Below are 20,873 nucleotides of genomic sequence, written 5' to 3'. Positions count from 1 at the left end.
GAATAGAAATCGACGTTGGGATAGAGCTTCTTCTCAACGTAGTACTCGTCCTCCAGCGCGATCTTCTCCAGCTCCATGGCGATGTCGAGCAGCGGCTCGTCCTTCACGCCGAGTTCCTTCAGCACCTCGTGGCAGGTCTGCTGCATCACCTTGGCGCGCGGGTCGTAGTTCTTGTAGACCCGGTGGCCGAAGCCCATCAGGCGGAACGGGTCGTTCTTGTCCTTCGCGCGCTTCACATATTCCGGGATGTTCTTCGCATCGCCGATCTCGCCCAGCATGTTCAGCACCGCCTCGTTGGCGCCGCCATGCGAGGGGCCCCACAGTGAGGCGATGCCCGCCGCGATGCAGGCGAACGGATTGGCGCCGGACGAGCCGGCCAGACGCACCGTCGAGGTCGAGGCGTTCTGCTCATGGTCGGCATGCAGGATGAAAATCTTGTCCATCGCCTTGGAGAGGACGGGATTATCGATATAGGGCTCGGCCGGTACGCCGAAGGTCATCTGCAGGAAGTTCTGCGCGTAGCTCAGCTTGTTCAGCGGATACATGAAGGGCTGGCCGACGGAGTATTTGTACGCCATGGCGGCGATGGTCGGCATCTTGGCGATCAGCCGGTAGGAGGCGATCATCCGCTGTCGCGGATCCTCGATATCCGTCGAGTCATGGTAAAAGGCGGACATGGCGCCGACCACGCCGCACATGATGGCCATCGGGTGCGCGTCACGGCGGAAGCCCCGGAAGAAGTTGGCCATCTGCTCGTGCACCATCGTGTGATAGGTGATGTCGTGCTCGAACTTGGCCTTTTCATCAGGGTTGGGAAGCTCGCCATTCATCAGCAGATAGGCGACCTCCAGGAAGTCGCAGTTCGCGGCCAGATCCTCGATGGCATAGCCGCGGTGCAGCAGCACGCCCTGATCGCCGTCGATATAGGTGATCTTGGATTCGCAGGAGCCAGTAGAGGTGAAGCCCGGATCGTAGGTGAAGTAGCCGGTTTCGGCATACAGCTTGCGGATATCCATCACCTCAGGCCCGACGGACCCGGGGATCAACGGCAGCTCGATCGACTTATCCTTGTTCGGATCGACAAGCTTGATCGGCTTCAGACTATTGGCGGTCATTCTTGAGAACTCCCCTTTCTTCGGTCCCTCAGGCGAGGGTTTAGACGGCCACCGGCCTTGTATTGCGTTGCAATATATTGACCCGCAGTCGGTTTGGCGAGGACTTAGCGCAGCAGTAGTACTGCGCTGCGCGCAGGGCCGGTCAATTCCCCCCTACAGCCGCGCGGATACGCGCGATTGCGGCATCGCGTCCCAGTACCGCCAGCACGTCGAAAATGCCGGGCGACATGGTGGAGCCGGTCAGCGCGGCACGCAAGGGTTGCGCGACGGCCCCCAGCTTCAGCGTCTCGGTTTCTGCAAAGCTGCGCACGCGCTCCTCAAGCGCGGCTTCGCTCCAGTCTGCCTGGCCTTCCAGCGCCGTGGCCAGCTTCGCCAGCACCTGCCGGGCCTCATCCGTCAGCAAGGCAGCCGCCTTGTCGGTGAAAGGCAGGGGCAGCGGGCGGACATAGAACAGCGCGCTGTCCGCCAGATCGACCAGCGTCTTGGCACGCGGCTTCAGGCCGGGCATGCCGGCGGTCAGCAGTGCCTTGCCGGCATCATCCACAGGTTGCCCCAGCCGCTCGGCCAGCAGCGGCTGGATCAGCGCGACCAACCTGGCATCATCGGCCTCGCGCAGGTAATGCGCGTTCAGATTCTCCAGCTTCGCCATGTCGAAGCGCGAGGGGGAGCGGCCAACCGCGTCGAGATCGAACCATTCGATGGCCTTCTCGGTCGGAATGATCTCCTCATCGCCATGGCCCCAGCCCAGGCGCAGCAGGTAGTTGCGCATTGCCTCGGGCAGGAATCCCATATCGCGATAGGCCTCGACGCCCAGCGCGCCGTGGCGCTTCGACAGCTTGGCGCCGTCCGGCCCGTGGATCAGCGGGATATGCGCGAAGACCGGCACGTCCCAGCCCATCGCCTGATAGAGCTGGGTCTGTCGGAAGGCGTTGTTCAGATGGTCGTCGCCCCGGATCACATGGGTGATCCCCATATCGTGGTCATCCACCACCACCGACAGCATGTAGGTCGGCGTGCCGTCGCCACGCAGCAGCACGAAATCGTCCAGTTGTTCGTTGGCGACGGTGACTTCGCCCTGCACCAGGTCCTGGATCACAGTCTGGCCGCTCTGCGGCGCCTTCAGCCGGATCACCGGCTTTACGCCGGCCGGTGCCTCCGACTCGGGGCGGTCGCGCCAGCGCCCGTCATAACGCACCGGGCGGCCTTCCGCCTTGGCCTGCTCACGCATCGCCTCCAGCTCTTCCGGCGTGGCGTAGCAGCGATAGGCCTTGCCCTGGGCGAGCAGCGCGTGCGCGACCTCGGCATGGCGGCCGGCACGGGCGAACTGCATGACGGCCTCGCCATCCCAGTCCAGCCCCAGCCATTTCAGCCCCTCGAAGATCGCCCCGACCGCTTCCTCGGTGGAGCGGGCGCGGTCGGTATCTTCGATGCGCAGCAGGAACTTGCCGCCGGTATGCCGGGCATAGAGCCAGTTGAACAGGGCCGTGCGGCCGCCGCCAATATGCAGGAAGCCGGTCGGGGAGGGGGCGAAACGGGTGACGACGGTCATGCGAAATCGGTTCCGGTACTGGATGGAAAGCCGCGGACAATGCCAGGGCAGTCGGATTGGTGGCCGCTGTTTAGCACAAAGGGTGCCGCCGTGCACAGATCAGGCGAACGGATCTGTATCCGTGAGGCTTGGCCGCCTGCTCATATTGCCCCACCAGGCGGTGAGGCGGGGATAGGCACTCAGCGCAGCCTGGCCCTCGGCGGCCATGGTGAAATAGGCCACCATCGGGGCGGCATGCAGGTCGGCGAGGGACAGCCTGTCGCCAGCCAGATAGCCGTCGTCTCCGGCCAGGGCCTCCAGCGCGGCAAGCACCTTCCGGGCAGCGGCGATCCCGGCATCAACCTGCTCCTCATCCGCGGGCTCGCCCAGATAGGGCCGGAAAACCCGGTGCGCGAAGACCTGACGGACCATCGGCCAATAGCCATAGGCATCGATGATGGCGATAATCTGCGCCAGCCGTGCCCGGTCGCGCGGAGCCGACGGTTGCAGCGAGATGCCCGGAAACGCCTCATCGAGATAGCGGCTTATCGCGACCGTTTCGTAGATCACGAAGCCATCATGCTCCAGCACCGGCACGCGCCTGAAGGGATGCAAGGCTAGATAGGAGTCCGGCAGGTCCAGGGCAAACGGGTTCACCTCCACCCAGCGGTAGCCGATGGCCTTCTCGGCGCAGACCATGCGGACGATCCGCGCATAGACGCTGTAGCGATAGCCGTGAAGCGTGAGGCTCAAGCTGCTTTTCCTTTCGCGGTCCGGTGGTGATTGCCGCCGCCATACTACGGGATGCGCAGCGGCGCGCCCTGCATTAGTGTGTTCTGCATAAGCGGGAGGCGCAATGCATCAGGAGGAAGGCATCGCGGCAGGTGCCGGGCAACAGGAGACTGTGCCCGGAAGCGCTGCATCACGCCTGATTTCCGGCATCGCGTCGCCCTTCCTGGCCGAACGCGAGCGCTGGATGCTCTGGCTGCCGGTGGTGCTGGGCTGCGGCATCGGCGGCTATTTCCTGCTGAAGGCCGAACCGCCCCTCTGGGTGGGCGGAGCAGGGCTGGGGGCCGCGATAGGCCTCGCCGTTCTGCTGCACCGCTCGCTGAACGGACGGCTGCTCGCGTTGCTGGTCTGTGCCTTCGCGCTGGGTTTCGCGGCGGCGCAATATCGCAGCCAGACCGCCGGCACCCTCTTCCTGGACCGGCAGATCGGGCCGGTTATCGTGGAAGGGCATCTTGTCCGCATCGAGCAGCGGCCCGGCGACAGGCGGCTGACCCTGGAGCCCACACGGATCGGCCGGCTGTCCCCCGATGAAATGCCGCGTCGGGTGCGGATGGTGGTGCGCTCGGAGATACCGGAGATTGCGCTGGGCGACCGGATACGCCTGCGCGCCGTGCTGCGGCCGCCGCCCGGGCCTTCAGCCCCCGGCGCATTCGACTTCCAGCGCCACGCCTATTTCGAGGGGATCGGCGGGGTCGGCTATGCCATCGGGGATGTTTCGCGGCTGGCGGAGGGCAAGCCCGCCGGCTTCTGGGTTGCCGTCGACGGGCTGCGGCGGACCATCACGGAGCGTATCCGCGCGATCCTGCCGGACGAGACAGGGGCCATGGCGGCAGCGCTGCTGACCGGCGACCGCTCCGGCCTGTCCGAGCAAACCCTGGAGACGATGCGTGACTCCGGCCTTGCGCACCTGCTGGCGATTTCCGGCCTGCATATGGGGCTGGTGGCCGGCACTGTTTTCTTCACGCTGCGTTTCCTGATGGCCCTGTCGCCGGCGCTGGCGCTGAACCAGCCGATCAAGAAATGGGCGGCGCTTGCCGCGCTCGCCGCGTCCTTCGTCTATCTGCTGCTGGCCGGGGCCACCGTGCCGACACAGCGCGCCTTCCTGATGACCGGGCTGGTATTGGTTGCGGTATTAATCGACCGGGTGGCGATCTCGCTGCGGCTGATCGCCTGGGCGGCCGCCTTCATCCTGCTGCTGGCGCCGGAAGTGATGCTGGGGCCGAGCTTCCAGATGTCCTTTGCCGCCGTGCTGCTGCTGGTTGCCTTCTATGAGGCGAACCGGGAGCGCTTTGCGGCCTTTCGCGCCGGAGCGGGACCGTTGCGGCAGGGGTTTCTCTATCTCTCTGGCCTGATCGCCACCTCAGTGCTGGCGACAGCCGGGACGCTGCCCTTTGCCGCCTATCATTTCAACCAGGTGGCACTCTATGGCGTGCTGGCCAATATGGCCGCGGTGCCGCTGACCGCTTTCTGGATCATGCCGTGGGGCGTGCTGGCCTTGCTGCTGCTCCCCTTCGGGCTGGAAGGGCTGGCGCTCGCCCCGATGGGCGTCGGCATCGATGGCGTGCTGGCAGTCGGCGCCTGGATATCCGCCCTGCCGGGTGCGGTGCTGGCGGTGCCGGCGATGCCGGCGGCGGCACTGCTCGCGGTCTCGCTCGGCGGGCTGTGGCTCGCCCTCTGGCAACGCGCCTGGCGGTTCGCCGGAATAGTGCCGGTTGTGGCCGGCCTTGCAATGCCCTGGGTTGCGGCGCAGCCGGTGCTACTAGTTGATGGCGAGGCCAAGCTGGTTGCGTTGCGCGGCACGAACGGGCTGGCCTTTTCCTCTGTCCGAGCGGCCTCCTTCACGGCGGAGAACTGGCTTCAGCGTGCCGGGCAGGAACGGCGTATCGCCATGCCGCGCCCCGGCAGCGGTGGACGCGACGGCATTGCCTGTGACGGGTTGGGCTGTATCGGAGAGGTCGGGAGGCTAAAGGTCGCGATTATCCGCGATCCACAGGCGCTGGCGGAGGATTGCCGCAGCGCCGATATCGTCGTGGCCCTCGTGCCGATCCGCCAGCGCTGCCCGTCGGCGCGGCTGGTAGTGGACCGGTTCGACCTGTGGCGGCATGGCGCCCATGCTCTCTATCTGGAGGATGGAGTCCTCCGCCTGGATTCGGTCGGTGCGGATCGCGGCATCCGGCCCTGGTCGCCTGATCCGGCGGCCCAGCGCAACCGCTAGGCTCCGTGACGGCCCTCAGTAGCGACGCAGCAGCCCGACCAGCCGGCCCTGCACCTTCACCCGCTCCGGCCCGAAAATTCGCGTCTCATAGGCCGCATTAGCCGGCTCCAGGGCAATCGAGCCGCCCTTGCGCCGCAGCCGCTTCAGGGTCGCTTCCTGCTCGTCCACCAGCGCCACCACGATGGTGCCATTCTCCGCCGTGTCGCAGCGCTGGATGATCACGGTGTCGCCATCCTGGATGCCGGCCTCGACCATCGAATCGCCTTCGATCTCAAGCGCGTAATGCTCGCCCTTGCCGAGCAGGCTGAGCGGCACGTCGATGGCGGCGCTCTCGTCGCGCAGCGCCTCGATTGGGGTGCCGGCGGCTATCTTGCCGTAGAGCGGCAGCGGCACGGCCCGGATATCCTGCCCGGTGGCGGCACCCGCAAGCGGCCCGGCGAAATGCCCTTCGATGACGTTCGGTGTAAAGCGCTTGCCGGTCGTCTCAGAAGGCTGGCGCCCAGTATCCTTCGCCGAAACCTGCTCCGGCAGGCGCAGAACCTCAAGCGCGCGGGCGCGGTGCGGCAGGCGGCGGATGAAGCCGCGCTCCTCAAGCCCGGTGATCAGGCGGTGGATGCCGGATTTGGAGCGCAGATTGAGCGCTTCCTTCATTTCGTCGAAGGAGGGGGAGACGCCGCTCTCGTTCAGCCGCCGGTTGATGAAGGTCAACAGTTCGAACTGTTTCTTCGTGAGCACCAGCACCTCCTGTCTGCCACGCTCTTTGCCGGGGCGCCGCAAGCAATGGCGGCTGTCTGCATCAGCGCAACAAGATATGGAACAAAACAAAAACCTGAGTAGGTGTTTTAGTTTTGTTCTCGTTTCAGGTCAAGCGCGGAACACTAACCGTCGCGAAAAAACTCAGAAGTAGCTGTCGCGGAAGGGAATCACCTGGACGGTCTCGCCGGCCTTGCGGGCGGGATCATGCGGCGGCCGGACCAGCAGCCCGCCGGCCTTTGTGAGCAGCGAGAATTGCGAGCTGTCCTGCTTGGCGAAGGGCATCGCCAGCATCGTGCCATCGGCGTCGATGGTGAGCGTGGCGCGCAGGTAATCCTGGCGGCGGTCATTCGGCTTCAGATCGGCCGCCAGTCGGGCCGGCTGGGTTTCCGGCCCTTTGGCAGCCTGACCCAGCAGCCGCGCGATGGCCGGTCCCAGGAACAGCAGGGCGCACACCATGGAAGAGACCGGATTGCCGGGCAGGCCCAGCACGGGCGTGTCATTGATCTTGCCGAACATCAGCGGCTTGCCGGGCCGCATGGCAATCTTCCAGAAATCCAGGCTGCCGGCCTCGCCCAGCACGGTCTGGATGAGATCATGTTCGCCGACCGAGGCGCCGCCGGTGGTCACCAGCAAATCGGCACCGCGCGCGCCGGCGATCATCCGGGTCAGCCCGTCCATCTCGTCAGGCGCGATGCCCAGCACCAGCGGGTCGCCGCCGGCACCGCGCACAAAGGCGGACAGCGCCAGCGCGTTGGAGCTGACGATCTGGTCGTGGCCGATGGGATCGCCTGGCCGCACGATCTCGTCGCCGGTCGCCAGGATGGCGATGCGCGGCCGGCGCACCACCCGCAGCCAGGGATGGTTCATCCCGGCGGCCAGGCCAATATCGCGCGCATTCAACAGCTTGCCCGCCGGAATGCCGATATCGCCTGCGCGGAAATCGAGGCCGGCAGGACGAACGTAATTGCCCGGGGCAGGGGCTTCCTTCACCGTGACGCTGGTGCCGCTGGCCTCGGTATCCTCCTGGATGGCGATGCTGTCGGCCCCATCCGGCAGCGGCGCGCCGGTGAAGATGCGCACTGCCTGGCCGCTTTCCACCATGCCCTGATAGCCGCGCCCGGCCGGCGCCTCGCCGATGACCGTCAGAGTGGCCGGCACGTTCGCAACATCCGCCGCCTTCACGGCATAGCCATCCATGGCGGAAACCGGCTTGGGCGGCTGCGTCACGCGGGCGGCGACATCCTCGGCCAGCACCCGGCCCAGCGCCGCCTCGACCGAGACTTCCTCGGCGCCCAGTGGCGTCAGGGACGAAAGAATCTTCGCCAGTGCCTCCTCGACGGGGATCACCGTTCCGCCTCGTATATTCCTGATTTGCCGCCCGATTTATGGACCAGCCGGATATCGCCGATGCGCATGCCGCGATCCACCGCCTTGCACATGTCATAGACGGTCAGCGCCGCGATGCTGACGGCGGTCAGCGCCTCCATCTCCACCCCGGTTCGCCCCTTCAGCTTGCAGGTCGCCTCGATATTGACGGCGTTGCGTGCGGGATCGGCCTTCAGTTCTACCTTCACGGAGGTCAGCGCCAGCGGATGGCAGAGCGGGATCAGGTCAGGCGTGCGCTTGGCGCCCATGATGCCGGCAAGGCGCGCGACCGACAGCACGTCGCCCTTCTTCACACCGCCTTCCAGGATCAGCGCCAGGGTTTCCGGCTGCATGGTGATGCTGCCGATGGCGGTCGCCACGCGCTCCGTCTCGTCCTTGTCCGAGACATCGACCATCACGGCCTTGCCCTCGGCATCGAAATGGGTGAAGCCGCTCATGGGTCAGGCCGCCGCCTCGTTACGGGTCAGCAGGGCACGGGTCGCGGCGGCCACATCGGCCTGGCGCATCAGCGATTCGCCGATCAGGAAGCAGCGCGCCCCGGCCCGTTCCATCCGGGCGAGGTCGTCCGGCGTGTAGAGGCCGCTTTCCGCAACCAGCATCTTGCCTGCCGGCACCCGGGCCGCCAGCTGTTCCGTCGTCGCGATATCGACCGCCAGGGTCTTCAGATTGCGGTTGTTCACGCCCAGCAGCGGCGATTTCAGCTTCAGCGCCCGGTCCAATTCCGCGCCATCATGCACCTCGACCAGCACATCCATGCCGAGATCGACGGCGGCCTGTTCCAGTTCCGCCGCCTGGCTGTCCGACAGCGCCGCCATGATCAGCAGGATGCAATCCGCCCCCAGCGCGCGTGATTCGACGATCTGGTAGGGCTCCAGCATGAAATCCTTGCGCAGGCAGGGCAGATCCACCGCCGCGCGGGCGGCGACCAGATAGTCGTCCCGGCCCTGGAAATAAGGCTCGTCGGTCAGCACCGACAGACAGGACGCACCGCCCTCGCGATAGGCGCGGGCGAGGGAGGGCGGGTCGAAGTCGGCGCGGATCAGCCCCTTGCTGGGCGAGGCCTTCTTGATCTCCGCGATCAGCCCGTAACGGCCCGCCGCATTGGCCGTCTGCAGCGCCTTCACGAAGCCGCGCGGCGCGGATGCCTGTTTCGCTTCGGTCTCAAGAGTAGCCAGGGACTTCACCGCCTTGCGGGCGGCGATATGGTCGCGCTTGTCGGCGCAGATTTTCTCCAGAACGTCGCTCATGCCGCCTTGCCTTGGTTGGTGATGGCGACCAGCTTCGCAAGCGCTGCCTTCGCCTTGCCCTGGTCCAGCGCGGTGGCGGCGAGAGCGGCACCTTCCATCAGGTCGCCCACCTTGCCGGCGACGATGAGGGCCGCCGCCGCGTTCATCAGCACGATATCGCGATAGGCCCCTTTCTCACCGTCCAGCAGCCGGTGCAGCGCGGCGGCATTGAAGGCGGGGTCGCCGCCCTTGATGGCTTCCGGCTTTGCCAGTGCCAGGCCGGCATCGGCCGGGCCGATCTCGAATTCGGTCAGCTTGCCGTCTTTCAGCTCGACCACATGGGTCGGGCCGGTGGTGGTGATCTCGTCCAGCCCGTCGCTGCCATGGATAACCCAGGCATGCACGCTGCCCAGATTGCGCAGCGCCTCGGCCATCGGCTTCAGGAAATCGCGGGAGAACACGCCGATCAGCTGGCGCTTCACGCCGGCCGGGCTGGAGAGTGGCCCCAGCAGGTTGAAGATGGTGCGCGTGCCCAGCTCGACCCGGGTGCCGGCGACATGCCGCATGGCACCGTGATGGCGCGGCGCCATCAGGAAACCGACATGGGCGTCGCGCATCGCCTCTTCGATCAGGCTCATCTCGCAGTCGATATCGACGCCCAGCGCGGTCAGCACGTCGGCAGCACCGGATTTCGAGGTCAGGCTGCGGTTGCCATGCTTGGCGACAGGCACGCCGAGCCCGGCGCAGACCAGCGCCACGGCGGTGGAGATGTTGTAGGTGCCGGATGCATCGCCGCCGGTGCCGCAGGTGTCGATGGCCTCTGCTGGCGCGGTCACCTTCAGCGCCTTGGCGCGCATCACGCTGGCGGCGGCGGTGATCTCATCCACCGTCTCGCCACGCACGCGCAGCGCCATCAGGAAGCCGCCCATCTGCGACGGGGTGGCGTCACCGCTCATGATGATCTCGAAGGCCGCCTCCGCCTCGCTGCGCGTCAGCGCGCGGCCGGTGGCAACGATGCCCAGCAGGGCTTTCATGTCCAGAACCATGCCCAATCCTCAGGCCGCGTTGCGGCGTTCCGCGATGTCGAGGAAGTTCTTCAGCATGGCGTGGCCATGGTCGGTGGCGATGCTCTCGGGATGGAACTGCACACCGTGGATCGGGAGGGTCTTGTGGGCCAGCCCCATGATCACGCCGTCCTCGGTCTCCGCCGTGATCTCCAGGCAGTCCGGCAAGCTGTCCTTCTCGATGACCAGAGAATGGTAGCGCGTTGCCGTCAGCGGCGAAGGCAGCCCCTTGAAAACGCTGGCATTGCGGTGGTGGATCGGGCTGACCTTGCCATGCATCGGCACCGGGCCGCGAACCACCTTGCCGCCGAAGGCCTGGCCGATGGCCTGCAGACCAAGGCAGACACCGAAGATCGGTAGTGTGCCCTTGGCGCGCTCGATCAGCTCCAGGCAGATGCCGGCGCGGTCCGGGTCGCACGGACCGGGCGAGATGACAATGCCCTGATAGCCGCCCGCCATAACCTGATCGACGGTGATCTGGTCGTTGCGCTTCACCTGCACTTCGGCGCCAAGGTCGCCCAGGAAGTGCCAGAGGTTATAGGTGAAGCTGTCGTAATTATCGATCAGGATATACATATCAATCACTTGGCGGTCAGTGTTGGGGTGCGCATGCATCCCGGACAATGGTTATAGCAAGCCCCGCCGCGCCCGCAAAGGCAAGCGCTTTGCTGCTGCCGGAAATCTGCTTGACCTTCCCATCGCTGGAAGCCCCATCTAGGGTTCATGAGCATCGAACGGACCTATGACCTCTCCATTGAGGGGATGAGCTGCGCGGCCTGTGTCGGCCGCGTCGAGAAGGCGCTGGCCAAGGTGCCGGGCGTGGACCGGGCGGCCGTCAATCTGGCGACCGAGCAGGCGCGGGTGCGGCTGACGGACAGGCTCGACCCCGCCGATCTCGTCGCCGCTGTCGAGAAGGCGGGCTATGGCGCGCATCTGATCGAGGCCGGGGCCGGGCCGGACAAAAAGGCCGAGGCAGAGACGCTGCGCTGGGAAACCATCCGCCTTGGCGCCGCCATCCTGCTGACCCTGCCGCTGGTGCTGCCAATGATCGGCATGGTGGCCGGTGTGCACTGGATGCCGCCGGCCTGGGTACAGCTCGTGCTCGCAACGCCAGTGCAGTTCTGGATTGGCGGGCGGTTCTACATCAATGCCTGGAAGTCACTGAGGGCGCGCACCGGCACGATGGACCAGCTGGTCGCCATCGGCACCAGTGCGGCCTATGGACTCAGCCTCTATCACATGGCGAGCGGCAGCAGCGGCGACCTCTATTTCGAGGCCTCGGCCACGGTGGTCACGCTCATCACGCTCGGCAAATATCTCGAAAGCCGCGCCAAGCGTGGGACGGCCTCGGCGATCCGGTCGCTGATGGCGCTCCGGCCGGAAGAGGCGCGCGTAAAACGCGGCGGCAGCGTCGAGACACTGCCGGTCGCATCCCTCATGGAAGGCGATGTGGTCGTGGTGAAGCCGGGCGAGCGGGTGCCCGCCGACGGCAGGATACTGGAAGGTCGCAGCCAGTTCGACGAATCGCTGCTGACCGGTGAGAGCCTGCCGGTCGGAAAGCAGGCGGGTGACGCGGTCATCGGCGGCTCGGTGAACGGCTCCGGCCTCGTGGAAGTCGAGGTGACAGCCGCCGCCGGAAATAGCCTGCTGGCGCGGATCATCGAGCGGGTGCAGGGCGCGCAGGCCTCCAAGGCGCTGGTTCAGCGGCTGGTGGACAAGGTCAGCGGCATCTTCGTACCGATCGTGTTGGTCATCGCGCTGGCGACCTTCCTTGGCTGGCTGGCAACGGGTGCAGACAGCGAGACGGCGATCCTGAATGCCGTCGCCGTGCTGGTCATCGCCTGTCCCTGTGCGCTGGGCCTTGCCACGCCAACAGCAATCATGGCCGGCACCGGCGTTGCCGCGAAAGCTGGCATCCTGATCAAGGATGCAGAGGCGCTGGAACGTGCGCATGGCATCAAGACCGTGGTGTTCGACAAGACCGGCACGCTGACCGAAGGGCGGCCGCGCGTCACGGCGCTTCTGCCGGCGGAGAGCGTCGCAGAGGCCGAATTGCTCTCCCTAGCCGCCAGCGTGCAGCAGGGCAGCGAGCATCCGCTGGCAAAGGCCATACTGGCTGCCGCCGAGGAACGGGGGCTGGCGATATCGAAGGCACAGGAATTCGACTCGCTGCCAGGCCAGGGCGTGATGGCCACGGTAGAAGGACGTGCCGTGCTGATCGGCAGCCCGCGCCTGATGCAGGAGAAGGAAATCGAGACCTCAGCCCTTCAGGAGCAAGCCGCTGAGTGGGAAGGCGAGGGCAACACCGTCGTTTGGGTGGCCGCAGACGGCCGCCTTATAGGCGCCATCGCCATCGGCGACCGGTTGCGCGAAACCGCTGGCGAGGTCATCCGGCTGCTGGGCGAGAAGGGCATCGAGACGGCGCTGCTGACTGGCGATAACCGGCACGCGGCGGAAGCGGTGGGTCGCAGGCTGGGGCTCTCCACCGTGCTGGCCGAGGTGCTGCCGGACGGCAAGGCGGATGCTATTTCCGGCCTGCAGGGGAAGGGCGGTATCGTCGCCATGGTCGGGGACGGGGTAAATGACGCGCCTGCCCTGGCGCAGGCGGATGTCGGCATCGCCATGGGCAGCGGCACCGATGTCGCGATGGAGGCAGCTGCTGTCACGTTGATGCGGCCCGATCCGCTGCTGGTGCTGGATGCGGTGTCCGTCTCGCGCGCCACGGTCGCCAAGATCTGGCAGAACCTCTTCTGGGCCTTCATCTACAATATCGTCGGTATCCCGTTGGCAGCGCTGGGCTATCTCAGCCCGATGATCGCCGGGGCGGCGATGGCGGCCTCCAGCGCCAGCGTGGTCTCGAATGCCCTGCTGCTGCGGCGCTGGAAACCGTGCGCCGGGTCGCGAAAGGAGTAGGTCATGAATATCGGACAGGCGGCTTCAGCGTCGGGCGTGCCGGCCAAGACGATCCGCTACTATGAGAGCATCGGCCTGCTGAAGCCCGCGCCGCGCAGCGAGGGCGGCTACCGGGTCTATGGCGACACCGATCTGCGCGTGCTGAAATTCATTCAGCGCGCTCGCTCGCTGGGCTTCTCCGTGAAGGATGTCGGCAATCTGCTGCAGCTCTGGAGCGACCGGGAGCGGTCCAGCGCCGATGTGAAGGCGGTGGCCCTGCGCCATGTCGAGGAGATCGACCGCAAACTGGCCGAGCTGCAGTCCATGCGCGACACGCTGATCTATCTGACTCATCGCTGCCATGGCGATGACCGGCCGGACTGTCCCATCATCGAGGATCTGGCGCGTGCCGAAGCCTAGCTGCGCCAATTTTGCCTTATTTCGCGGTTATTTTTCAGCCCACTACAGGATATAGTGTCGCTTTAAACGACACCCGTTTCGTGGATTGAGTCTTTCATGGCGCGTAAGCCGGCCTCCAAAAAGCCCAAGACGAAGAAGCGTTCCGGGGGCGGCGGTTTCGGCCTCTCCCTTGCGCTGGCTGCCGCAGCGCTGCTGATTGGCGGCGGCCTTGGCCTCTATTATGGCGATGCGCTGACCGGGCGGCAGGCGGTCGTTACGGAAAGCCTGGCAATCGCCGCGCCCAGCCCGACAGCGCCTTCAACAAGCGCGTCCGCTGGCATTACCCTGCCGCAGACAGCCGCACCGCTACAGCCGGCACCGGCGCCGGAAGCAATCCAGCCCGCCGTTCCGCAACCAACGGAACCGCAGATCGCCAGCCTGCCACCGCAGGAAATCATCCCGGAACCCTCTGCGTCCAATCCACCCTGGCGGCGCAACGCGGTGCCGGTGCCGGATAGTGCCGGTAGCCCGCGCATTGCCATTGTGATCGACGATATGGGCATCGACCGCAAACGCTCGCAGCGCGCGCTGGCGCTGAAGGTGCCTGTAACCTTTGCCTATCTGCCCTACGCCCCTGGTGTGGCGGATCAGGTGCGCAAGGCGCATGCCGCCGGTCATGAAATTCTCGTCCATCTGCCGATGGAACCCTCCTCGGACAGTATCGACCCCGGCCCGAACGCCATGCTGTCCGGCCTTGCGCCGGAGGTACTGGCCGAACGCCTGGCCTGGAACCTCAGCCAGTTCGACGGCTTCGTCGGGGTGAACAACCATATGGGCAGCCGTTTCACCAGCAATGCCGCCGTCATGCAGCCGGTGCTGGAGGAACTGAGGCGGCGCGGCCTGCTGTTCCTCGATTCGCGCACCGCGCCGAACACGGTTGGCTACCGCATGGCGCGGGATCTGGGCATGCCGGCGCTGCAGCGCGACGTGTTCCTCGATAATACAGACAGCCATGATGAGGTGGCAAAAAGGCTGGCGGAAACGGAACAGCATGCCAGCAAATATGGCCAGGCCATCGCCATCGGCCATCCGCGCGATGCCACGCTCGACATGCTGGAACTCTGGATCGAGGATGTGCAGGCGCGCGGCTTCGTGCTGGTGCCGCTGACCGCGCTGCTGAAGCCGGTAGCACCGCCGGCAACAGCAGGATTGCCAATCAGATAGCAGGCGCGATGAAGTCCGGCAGGATGCCGCATTCCCGGCAATAGGCCAGGCTGTCGCGCCCGGCGAGGAAGCCGCTCTCCACCAGCAGCGCCCGCATGCCATGCGCTCTGGCGCCGATCACATCTGTATGCGGCGTGTCGCCGACGGCGAGGATGCGCTGCGGATCGACCTCCGGGAAGCGCTCGCGCACCAGCCGATAGACGCCGGGGAAGGGCTTGCCGAGGAAAACCGGTTCTATGCGTGCGCGGTCGGCGATCCGGTGCGAGAAATAGCCGGGTTCCGCCGAGAAACCGCCAACATGCGGGGCAACCACATCCGGGTTGGCGACGATGAAGGGGCGGGGGCGGGCGGTCAGCGTATCGCTCAGCAGCGCCTGGCGCTCCTCGTCCCAGATTTCCGTCGCCATGAAGACGATACCGTCCACCGCGTCATAGGCGGCCTTGTCCAAGGCCAGCGCTGTCATGCCGCTGGTGATCGCGGCTTCCGGGCGCGGCTCCTGCGTGATGATCCCCCAGCGCCGCACCTCCGGGAAGGCGGCCACAGCCTCACCGACCAGCGAGGCGCCGGCGATCACTTCCCCGTCGCGGAAATCATAGCCCCGGCCGCGATGCTTGGCGGCGATGGCGGCGGTGCCCTGCGAGCCGTCATTGGTGACGATGCACAGCCGCTTGCCGGCAGCACGGATCGCGCGCACCGCTTCCAGCCCCTGCGGAATGACGCTGCTGCCCAGATTGAGCACGCCATAGGCATCCAGCACCACAACATCCACCTGGTCCAGCACCTCGGCGATGCCGGCAATGCGGCGCGGTTCAACCGGGACCGGCTTCGCAGGCAGGCGATGTTCCCAACGCCGGTAGGAAGCCCAGGCGTCGTCAAAACCGAGAACGGGGAAACTCATGGCGGGGATACTGCCTTGCAGGGAACAGAGGGCACCTATCTACGGGGTCGAAAGCCACTAGGCAATCCCGTAGCGGGATGACTATTCTGCGCCCCCGAACAAGCCATACGCCAAGGGGAACGCCATGACCTACCAGTTCGACAAGTCCAAGCTGCCCAGCCGCCATGTGTCGGTCGGCCCCAGCTCCGCCCCGCATCGCAGCTATTACTACGCGATGGGCATGACGGAGGAGGAGATTGCACAGCCCTTCATTGGCATTGGCACGACCTGGAACGAGGCCGCCCCCTGCAATATCGCCCTGTCGCGCCAGGCCCAGGCGGTGAAGAAGGGCGTGAAGGCCAGCGGCGGCACGCCGCGCGAATTCACCACCATCACCGTGACCGACGGCATCGCCATGGGCCACGCCGGCATGAAGTCGTCGCTGGTCAGCCGCGAAGTGATCGCCGATTCGGTCGAAGTCACCATGCGCGGCCATTGCTATGACGCGCTGGTTGGGCTTGCCGGCTGCGACAAGTCTCTGCCCGGCATGATGATGGCTATGCTGCGCCTGAACGTCCCGTCGGTCTTCATGTATGGCGGCTCCATCCTGCCCGGCCGCTTCCGTGGCAAGGACGTGACCGTGCAGGACGTGTTCGAGGCGGTCGGCGCGCATGCCGCCGGCAATATGTCGGATGATGACCTGCACGAGCTGGAATGCGTGGCCTGCCCGTCGGCCGGCTCCTGCGGCGGCATGTTCACGGCGAACACCATGGCATGCGTGTCGGAGGCCATTGGCCTGGCACTACCGGGCTCGGCTGGCGCGCCCGCACCCTATGACAGCCGCGATGCCTATGCCGAGGCATCGGGCCAGGCGGTGATGGAGCTGATAAAGCGCAATCTGCGCCCGCGCGATATCGTCACCCGCAAGGCGCTGGAGAATGCGGCGACCGTTGTGGCGGCTGCCGGCGGCTCGACCAACGCCGCGCTGCATCTGCCGGCCATGGCGCATGAGGCGGGCATCGAATTCACCATCCATGACGTGGCGGAAATCTTCAAGCGCACGCCCTATATCGGCGACCTGAAGCCGGGCGGGCGCTATGTCGCCAAGGACATGTTCGAGATCGGCGGTGTGCAGGTGCTGCTGCGCGCGCTGTATGATGGCGGCTACATCCATGGCGACTGCATCACCGTCACCGGCAAGACCATCGCGGAGAATCTGGAAGGCGTCACCCTGCCGACCGATCAGGACATCATCCGCCCGACCAGCAACCCGATCACCCCGACCGGGGGCGTCGTCGGCCTACGCGGCAATCTGGCGCCGCAGGGTGCCATCGTGAAGGTCGCCGGCATGCAGAAGCTGCAGTTCAAGGGTGTGGCGCATTGCTTCGACACCGAGGAAGAGGCGTTCGAGGCAGTGAAGAAGGGCCAGTACAAGGAAGGCGAGGTTCTGGTCATCCGCTATGAGGGCCCGCGTGGTGGCCCCGGCATGCGCGAGATGCTGGCGACCACGGCGGCGATCTACGGCCAGGGCATGGGCGACAAGGTGGCGCTCATCACCGATGGCCGCTTCTCCGGCGCCACGCGCGGCTTCTGCATCGGCCATGTCGGGCCGGAAGCGGCGGTCGGCGGCCCGATCGGCCTGCTGAAGGATGGCGATATCATCGTCATCGATGCCGAGAAGGGGACGCTGGACGTCGAACTGTCGGATGCCGAGCTGGAAGCCCGCCGCAAGGAATGGAAACCGCGCCGCCATGAGTACCAGTCCGGCGCGATCTGGAAATATGCCCAGACGGTCGGCGATGCCGAAAAGGGCGCCGTCACCCATCCGGGCGGTGCCGCCGAGGTGCATTGCTACGCTGACCAGTAAGCGCTGTTGCGCTGAAAAGAGGCCGCCGGCGGGAAACGCTGGCGGTCCTTTTTCGTTTGGCGTATATTAGGCTTGTATGGCATCGAGAACAGATGCTAGGACGCGGCGGTAAAATACCATGGCGATCAACCCGGTACCGACATACAACTATAATCCCCAGACGGCTCCCACGGGCAGCCGTTCTAATGCTGTGTCCGCGCAGCCGCCGAAAGATTCTGCACCAGGGATGTATGTCGTGCGCTCCACCACGGGCGCGAAGCCTCAGATGCTGGGCTTCATCATCGAGAATCGCGATCCCGACGCCATTCGCGGCCAGCTGCGCGAGCAGCTCTCCAACTTCTTCAGCGTGTTCTACAAGAAAGAGTCGGATGCAAACGCCGCCATCGACAAGACGCTCTCCAGCCTGTCCGGCCTGATCGACAAGGCGGCCAGCGACAGCAGTGTGGACGGGTTCGACATAAGGCTGTCCCAGGTCGCCACGCAATACAGTGCGGGTGGTAGTTCGCTTGCCTCCATTCTGGGCATCGGCATCGAGGCCGGCCTGTCGCGTGACGGCAAGGTCGCGGTCGAGGACACAAAAGTGGCCGACGTGGCCGGCAATGCCGTACCGCTGACGGAGAAGGAACTATCCGTCGGTTTCAAGGAAGGCCGCTATACGCGAACCGACAGCACGCTGGGCGGGGCCACCGGCGGCGCCAGCGGCAATGAACGGCTGCAAAAGGCGATGGATCAGCTGCGCGAGACGCAGGATGCGCTCGACCGGTTCCGCAAGGGCGATACCGGCGCGCTGAAGCCGCTGCTGGAACGGCTGATGGGCAATTCCGGCTTCTCGGTTTCCGCCTGATTATCTTTCCCCTGTAAATACCCTCTGTAAGGCTGCCATGACACAGCCGCCCTTGCCCGGCATGGCCGGCGCGGGCATGCTCCGTTGCACCGAATAATTTGTAGGCAGCGGAGACAGGTTCCATGGCGCGTATTGCGATCGGCGGCTTCCAGCACGAGACCAACACTTTTGCCCCGACGAAGGCCTCCTTCGAGGATTTCGCACGTGGCGGCAGCTGGCCGGCGCTGGTCTCCGGCGGCGATCTGTTCGATGCGGTGAAGGGCATCAACCTGTCGATTGCCGGCTTCATCGAGGAAGCGCAGGAGCGCGGCCACGATCTGGTACCGACCGCCTGGGGCGCGGCCAGCCCGTCTGCCCATGTAACCGAGGATGCCTATGCACGCATAGCCGGCATGATCGTCGATGGCATCCGCGACAAGGGCCCGTTCGAGGCGGTCTATCTTTGCCTGCACGGCGCCATGGTGACCGAGCATCTGGAAGATGGTGAGGGCGAGTTGCTGCGCCGGGTGCGGGAAGTCGTCGGGCCGAAAGTGCCGGTGATGGCCAGCCTTGACCTGCATTCCAACACCACGCCGGAGATGATCAAGTACGCCGACGCGCTGGTGGCTTACCGCACCTATCCGCATGTCGATATGGCCGATACCGGCCGCCGCACCGCAATCCATCTGGACAATGTGCTGCGCGGCTCCGGCGCGGTGAACAAGGCGTTCCGGCAAATTCCGTTCCTCATCCCGCTGAACTTCCAGTGCACGCTGATGGAGCCGGCCAAGTCGATCTACGAGATGACGGAAGAGCTGGAGAAGGGCGATGTCGCCCGCGTCTCCTTCACACCGGGCTTTCCGGCCGCCGACATCCATCATTGCGGCCCGTCGCTGTTCGTCTATGCCACCGACCAGGTGAAGGCGGACAAGGCGGCGAAGGCGCTGGAGGAGGAAATCCTGCGCAACGAGGCAAACTTCGCCGGCAAGCTGTACGAACCGGACGAGGGCGTGAAATATGCGATGAAGATCGCGCGCTCTTCCAACAAGCCCGTTGTCATCGCCGATACCCAGGATAATCCGGGGGCCGGCGGCGATTCCAACACTACGGGCATGCTGCGCGCGCTGGTGGAGAATGACGCACCGAACGCCGCCATCGGCATCATGGTGGATGAGGAAGTGGCGCGTATCGCCCACAGCGCGGGCGAGGGGGCGCAGATCACCGTGGCGCTGGGCGGCAAGTCGAACATTCCGGGCGACAAGCCGTTCCACGCAAGCTTCAAGGTGGTGAAGCTGAACACCGGACAGTTCACCGGTACCGGCCCGTTCTACAAAGGTGCCAGAATGAATCTGGGGCCGATGGCCTGCCTGAAGATCCGCGACGTGGAGATCGTTGTCGCCTGCAAGAAGGCGCAGATGGCCGATCAGGAAATGTACCGCCATGTCGGCATCGAGCCGACCCGCAAGGGCATCCTGGTGAACAAGAGTTCCGTGCATTTCCGAGCCGATTTCCAGCCCATCGCGCAGGAGGTGCTGGTCTGTACCGCGCCCGGCCCGATGGTGGCCGATCCCGCGCTGCTGCCCTGGACCCGGCTGCGCCACGGCATCAAGCTACGCCCGCTCGGCCCGGAGTTCGAGGGCTGAGGGGAATTCGAGGGCTAAGAGGGCAGGGTCAAGACGCTATTTGTCGGTGACGTGTTCCGGCTTGCCCTTGCGGCTGGTGGAGGCCAGCTCTTCCAGCTCGGCCTCGGTCATCGACTCGTACATTTCCTCGGAGGCGCCCTGAAGGTCGCTTTTTGACGCCTCGCCACGCTTGACCGCCAGCGCCGCGCCGGCGGCCTTCTGCTGTGCCTTGGATTTTGCGGGCATGATCTGCTCCTTTCTTTTTGGTTGCGACTGGTTCCCGGTGCCGGCCTAGCCCAGGATCAGGAAATTGGCGCCCAGCGCCATCAGCCCGCCGAAGAAGATCAGGGCGAAGACCATCAGCAGCCCGTCGCGGGTGGTCAGCGCCAGCCCGAAGCAAGAAATCACCGCTCCGGCCAGCGTCGCGGTAAAGGGCAGGATTTCCAGCACCGGCATGCTGAGCGCGGTCAGCAGGCAGATCACCGCCGCCAGGCGCACGGCCAGACCCCGCGTCATCCAGGTCAGGCGGGAGCGGGTAACGCGGTCGAGAAAGCGGCCCGGCTTCCTGAGGAAACGGACCAGGCGCCGCACGCGATCCGCCTCCAGGGCGGTTGAGCGCATCCCGGCCGGGAACCAAAGCTGCTGGCATCCCAGGATCAGCTGCACGCTGATCAGCGCGACTGTCACACCGAGAAAGCTGGGCACCAGCGGTATGCCGCTCAGCGGCGACAGGGCGATCAGCCCCGGAATCAGGAACAGCGGGCCGCTGAAGCGATGACCGGCGGTTTCCAGGAAGCTGTCGATGGACAGATCCTCGCCGGAGCGGGCCGATTGCTCAAGCCTGTCCAGCAGATCACCGACCGAATTCGGCGTATCCGCCCCCGTGTCAGTTCTCTTATCCGCCCGCCGGTTCGTCTGCCGGGCGCCTTCCGCACTGATGCTTGTCGTCATGCCTACCGAACGAGAAAGGCACGGGGCATGTTCCCTTATCGTTGCGGTCCCAGCGGGGAGGGAAGGTCAAGGTCGGTTGACCGTTCCGGGCCATTATCCTGATAGGTTTTCAGCCCGTCGCCGAAATGCACCCAGCTGG

At 65.5% G+C, this 20,873-nt stretch carries 19 protein-coding genes; 7 read left to right on the top strand and 12 right to left on the bottom strand.

Features of this window, described 5'->3' with window-relative positions; all coding sequences use genetic code 11:
• From gltA to MK313_RS15145, 3 genes are all read right to left on the bottom strand, one after another.
• A partial coding sequence (gltA, locus tag MK313_RS15155; protein ID WP_287782639.1) for a citrate synthase occupies positions 1-1,115 on the bottom strand: 1,115 nt, incomplete at its 3' end.
• 142 nt (positions 1,116-1,257) lie between these two features.
• Entirely contained in the window at positions 1,258-2,664 is a 1,407-nt protein-coding gene (gene gltX, locus MK313_RS15150) for a glutamate--tRNA ligase (protein ID WP_008944702.1), read from the bottom strand.
• 99 nt (positions 2,665-2,763) lie between these two features.
• The gene (locus tag MK313_RS15145) at positions 2,764-3,396 is read right to left on the bottom strand and encodes a glutathione S-transferase family protein (protein WP_287782637.1); all 633 of its coding nucleotides are present in this window, start codon (positions 3,394-3,396) and stop codon (positions 2,764-2,766) included.
• A 103-nt stretch (positions 3,397-3,499) separates the two neighbouring features.
• Between MK313_RS15145 and MK313_RS15140 the strand changes: the two genes are divergently transcribed.
• Positions 3,500-5,647, top strand: a complete 2,148-nt coding sequence (locus tag MK313_RS15140) for a ComEC/Rec2 family competence protein (protein ID WP_287782635.1) — start codon at positions 3,500-3,502, stop codon at positions 5,645-5,647.
• Between the two features lie 15 nt (positions 5,648-5,662).
• On the opposite strand, the gene lexA is transcribed toward MK313_RS15140, so the two are convergent.
• The 6 genes from lexA to MK313_RS15110 all read right to left on the bottom strand — a co-directional run bounded on the left by lexA (position 5,663) and on the right by MK313_RS15110 (position 10,655).
• Positions 5,663-6,382 carry a transcriptional repressor LexA gene (lexA, locus tag MK313_RS15135; RefSeq protein WP_008944699.1) on the bottom strand — a complete coding sequence of 240 codons (720 nt, stop codon included), beginning with the start codon at positions 6,380-6,382 and terminating at the stop codon, positions 5,663-5,665.
• Between the two features lie 162 nt (positions 6,383-6,544).
• Entirely contained in the window at positions 6,545-7,750 is a 1,206-nt protein-coding gene (glp, locus tag MK313_RS15130; protein ID WP_287782634.1) for a gephyrin-like molybdotransferase Glp, read from the bottom strand.
• Positions 7,747-8,226, bottom strand: coding sequence for a cyclic pyranopterin monophosphate synthase MoaC (gene moaC / locus MK313_RS15125; protein ID WP_287782632.1), 480 nt, complete (start codon positions 8,224-8,226; stop codon positions 7,747-7,749). Before moaC ends, glp begins: the two co-directional genes overlap by 4 nt.
• A gap of 3 nt (positions 8,227-8,229) precedes the next feature.
• Positions 8,230-9,036 (bottom strand): indole-3-glycerol phosphate synthase TrpC, encoded by an 807-nt coding sequence (trpC, locus tag MK313_RS15120; protein ID WP_287782630.1) that lies wholly within the window; start codon positions 9,034-9,036, stop codon positions 8,230-8,232.
• Positions 9,033-10,061, bottom strand: a complete 1,029-nt coding sequence (gene trpD / locus MK313_RS15115; RefSeq protein ID WP_121217664.1) for an anthranilate phosphoribosyltransferase — start codon at positions 10,059-10,061, stop codon at positions 9,033-9,035. Before trpD ends, trpC begins: the two co-directional genes overlap by 4 nt.
• A gap of 9 nt (positions 10,062-10,070) precedes the next feature.
• Entirely contained in the window at positions 10,071-10,655 is a 585-nt protein-coding gene (locus MK313_RS15110) for an anthranilate synthase component II (protein ID WP_287782628.1), read from the bottom strand.
• Between the two features lie 147 nt (positions 10,656-10,802).
• On the opposite strand from MK313_RS15110, the gene MK313_RS15105 reads away from it, so the two are divergent.
• The 3 genes from MK313_RS15105 to MK313_RS15095 all read left to right on the top strand — a co-directional run bounded on the left by MK313_RS15105 (position 10,803) and on the right by MK313_RS15095 (position 14,594).
• Positions 10,803-12,992: a heavy metal translocating P-type ATPase gene (locus MK313_RS15105; RefSeq protein ID WP_287782627.1), complete on the top strand. Its 2,190-nt coding sequence runs from the start codon at positions 10,803-10,805 to the stop codon at positions 12,990-12,992.
• Between the two features lie 3 nt (positions 12,993-12,995).
• Positions 12,996-13,391 carry a Cu(I)-responsive transcriptional regulator gene (cueR, locus tag MK313_RS15100; protein WP_008944692.1) on the top strand — a complete coding sequence of 132 codons (396 nt, stop codon included), beginning with the start codon at positions 12,996-12,998 and terminating at the stop codon, positions 13,389-13,391.
• Positions 13,392-13,487: 96 nt separating this feature from the next.
• Positions 13,488-14,594 (top strand): divergent polysaccharide deacetylase family protein, encoded by a 1,107-nt coding sequence (locus MK313_RS15095; protein ID WP_287782625.1) that lies wholly within the window; start codon positions 13,488-13,490, stop codon positions 14,592-14,594.
• Here MK313_RS15095 and MK313_RS15090 read toward each other — a convergent pair.
• Positions 14,587-15,492 carry an HAD-IIA family hydrolase gene (locus MK313_RS15090; protein WP_287782623.1) on the bottom strand — a complete coding sequence of 302 codons (906 nt, stop codon included), beginning with the start codon at positions 15,490-15,492 and terminating at the stop codon, positions 14,587-14,589. The genes MK313_RS15095 and MK313_RS15090 overlap by 8 nt on opposite strands.
• Positions 15,493-15,616: 124 nt before the next feature.
• Between MK313_RS15090 and ilvD the strand changes: the two genes are divergently transcribed.
• From ilvD to MK313_RS15075, 3 genes are all read left to right on the top strand, one after another.
• Entirely contained in the window at positions 15,617-17,338 is a 1,722-nt protein-coding gene (gene ilvD, locus MK313_RS15085) for a dihydroxy-acid dehydratase (RefSeq protein WP_121217672.1), read from the top strand.
• A 235-nt stretch (positions 17,339-17,573) separates the two neighbouring features.
• The gene (locus tag MK313_RS15080; protein WP_147430928.1) at positions 17,574-18,182 is read left to right on the top strand and encodes a hypothetical protein; all 609 of its coding nucleotides are present in this window, start codon (positions 17,574-17,576) and stop codon (positions 18,180-18,182) included.
• A gap of 122 nt (positions 18,183-18,304) precedes the next feature.
• A complete protein-coding gene (locus tag MK313_RS15075) occupies positions 18,305-19,804 on the top strand; it encodes a M81 family metallopeptidase (protein WP_287782621.1) in 1,500 nt (499 codons plus the stop codon).
• 36 nt (positions 19,805-19,840) lie between these two features.
• Here MK313_RS15075 and MK313_RS15070 read toward each other — a convergent pair whose 3' ends face one another.
• Both MK313_RS15070 and MK313_RS15065 read right to left on the bottom strand, forming a co-directional pair.
• Entirely contained in the window at positions 19,841-20,029 is a 189-nt protein-coding gene (locus tag MK313_RS15070) for a DUF3008 family protein (protein WP_008944686.1), read from the bottom strand.
• 45 nt (positions 20,030-20,074) lie between these two features.
• Entirely contained in the window at positions 20,075-20,734 is a 660-nt protein-coding gene (locus MK313_RS15065) for an exopolysaccharide biosynthesis protein (RefSeq protein WP_287782619.1), read from the bottom strand.
• Positions 20,735-20,873: the final 139 nt, after the last annotated feature.

This window comes from Oceanibaculum sp. (assembly GCF_022449305.1).
GTDB lineage: Bacteria > Pseudomonadota > Alphaproteobacteria > Oceanibaculales > Oceanibaculaceae > Oceanibaculum > Oceanibaculum indicum.
The sequence above is the reverse complement of the archived record's forward strand: the minus strand, read 5'-3'. Positions and strand labels throughout refer to the sequence as shown.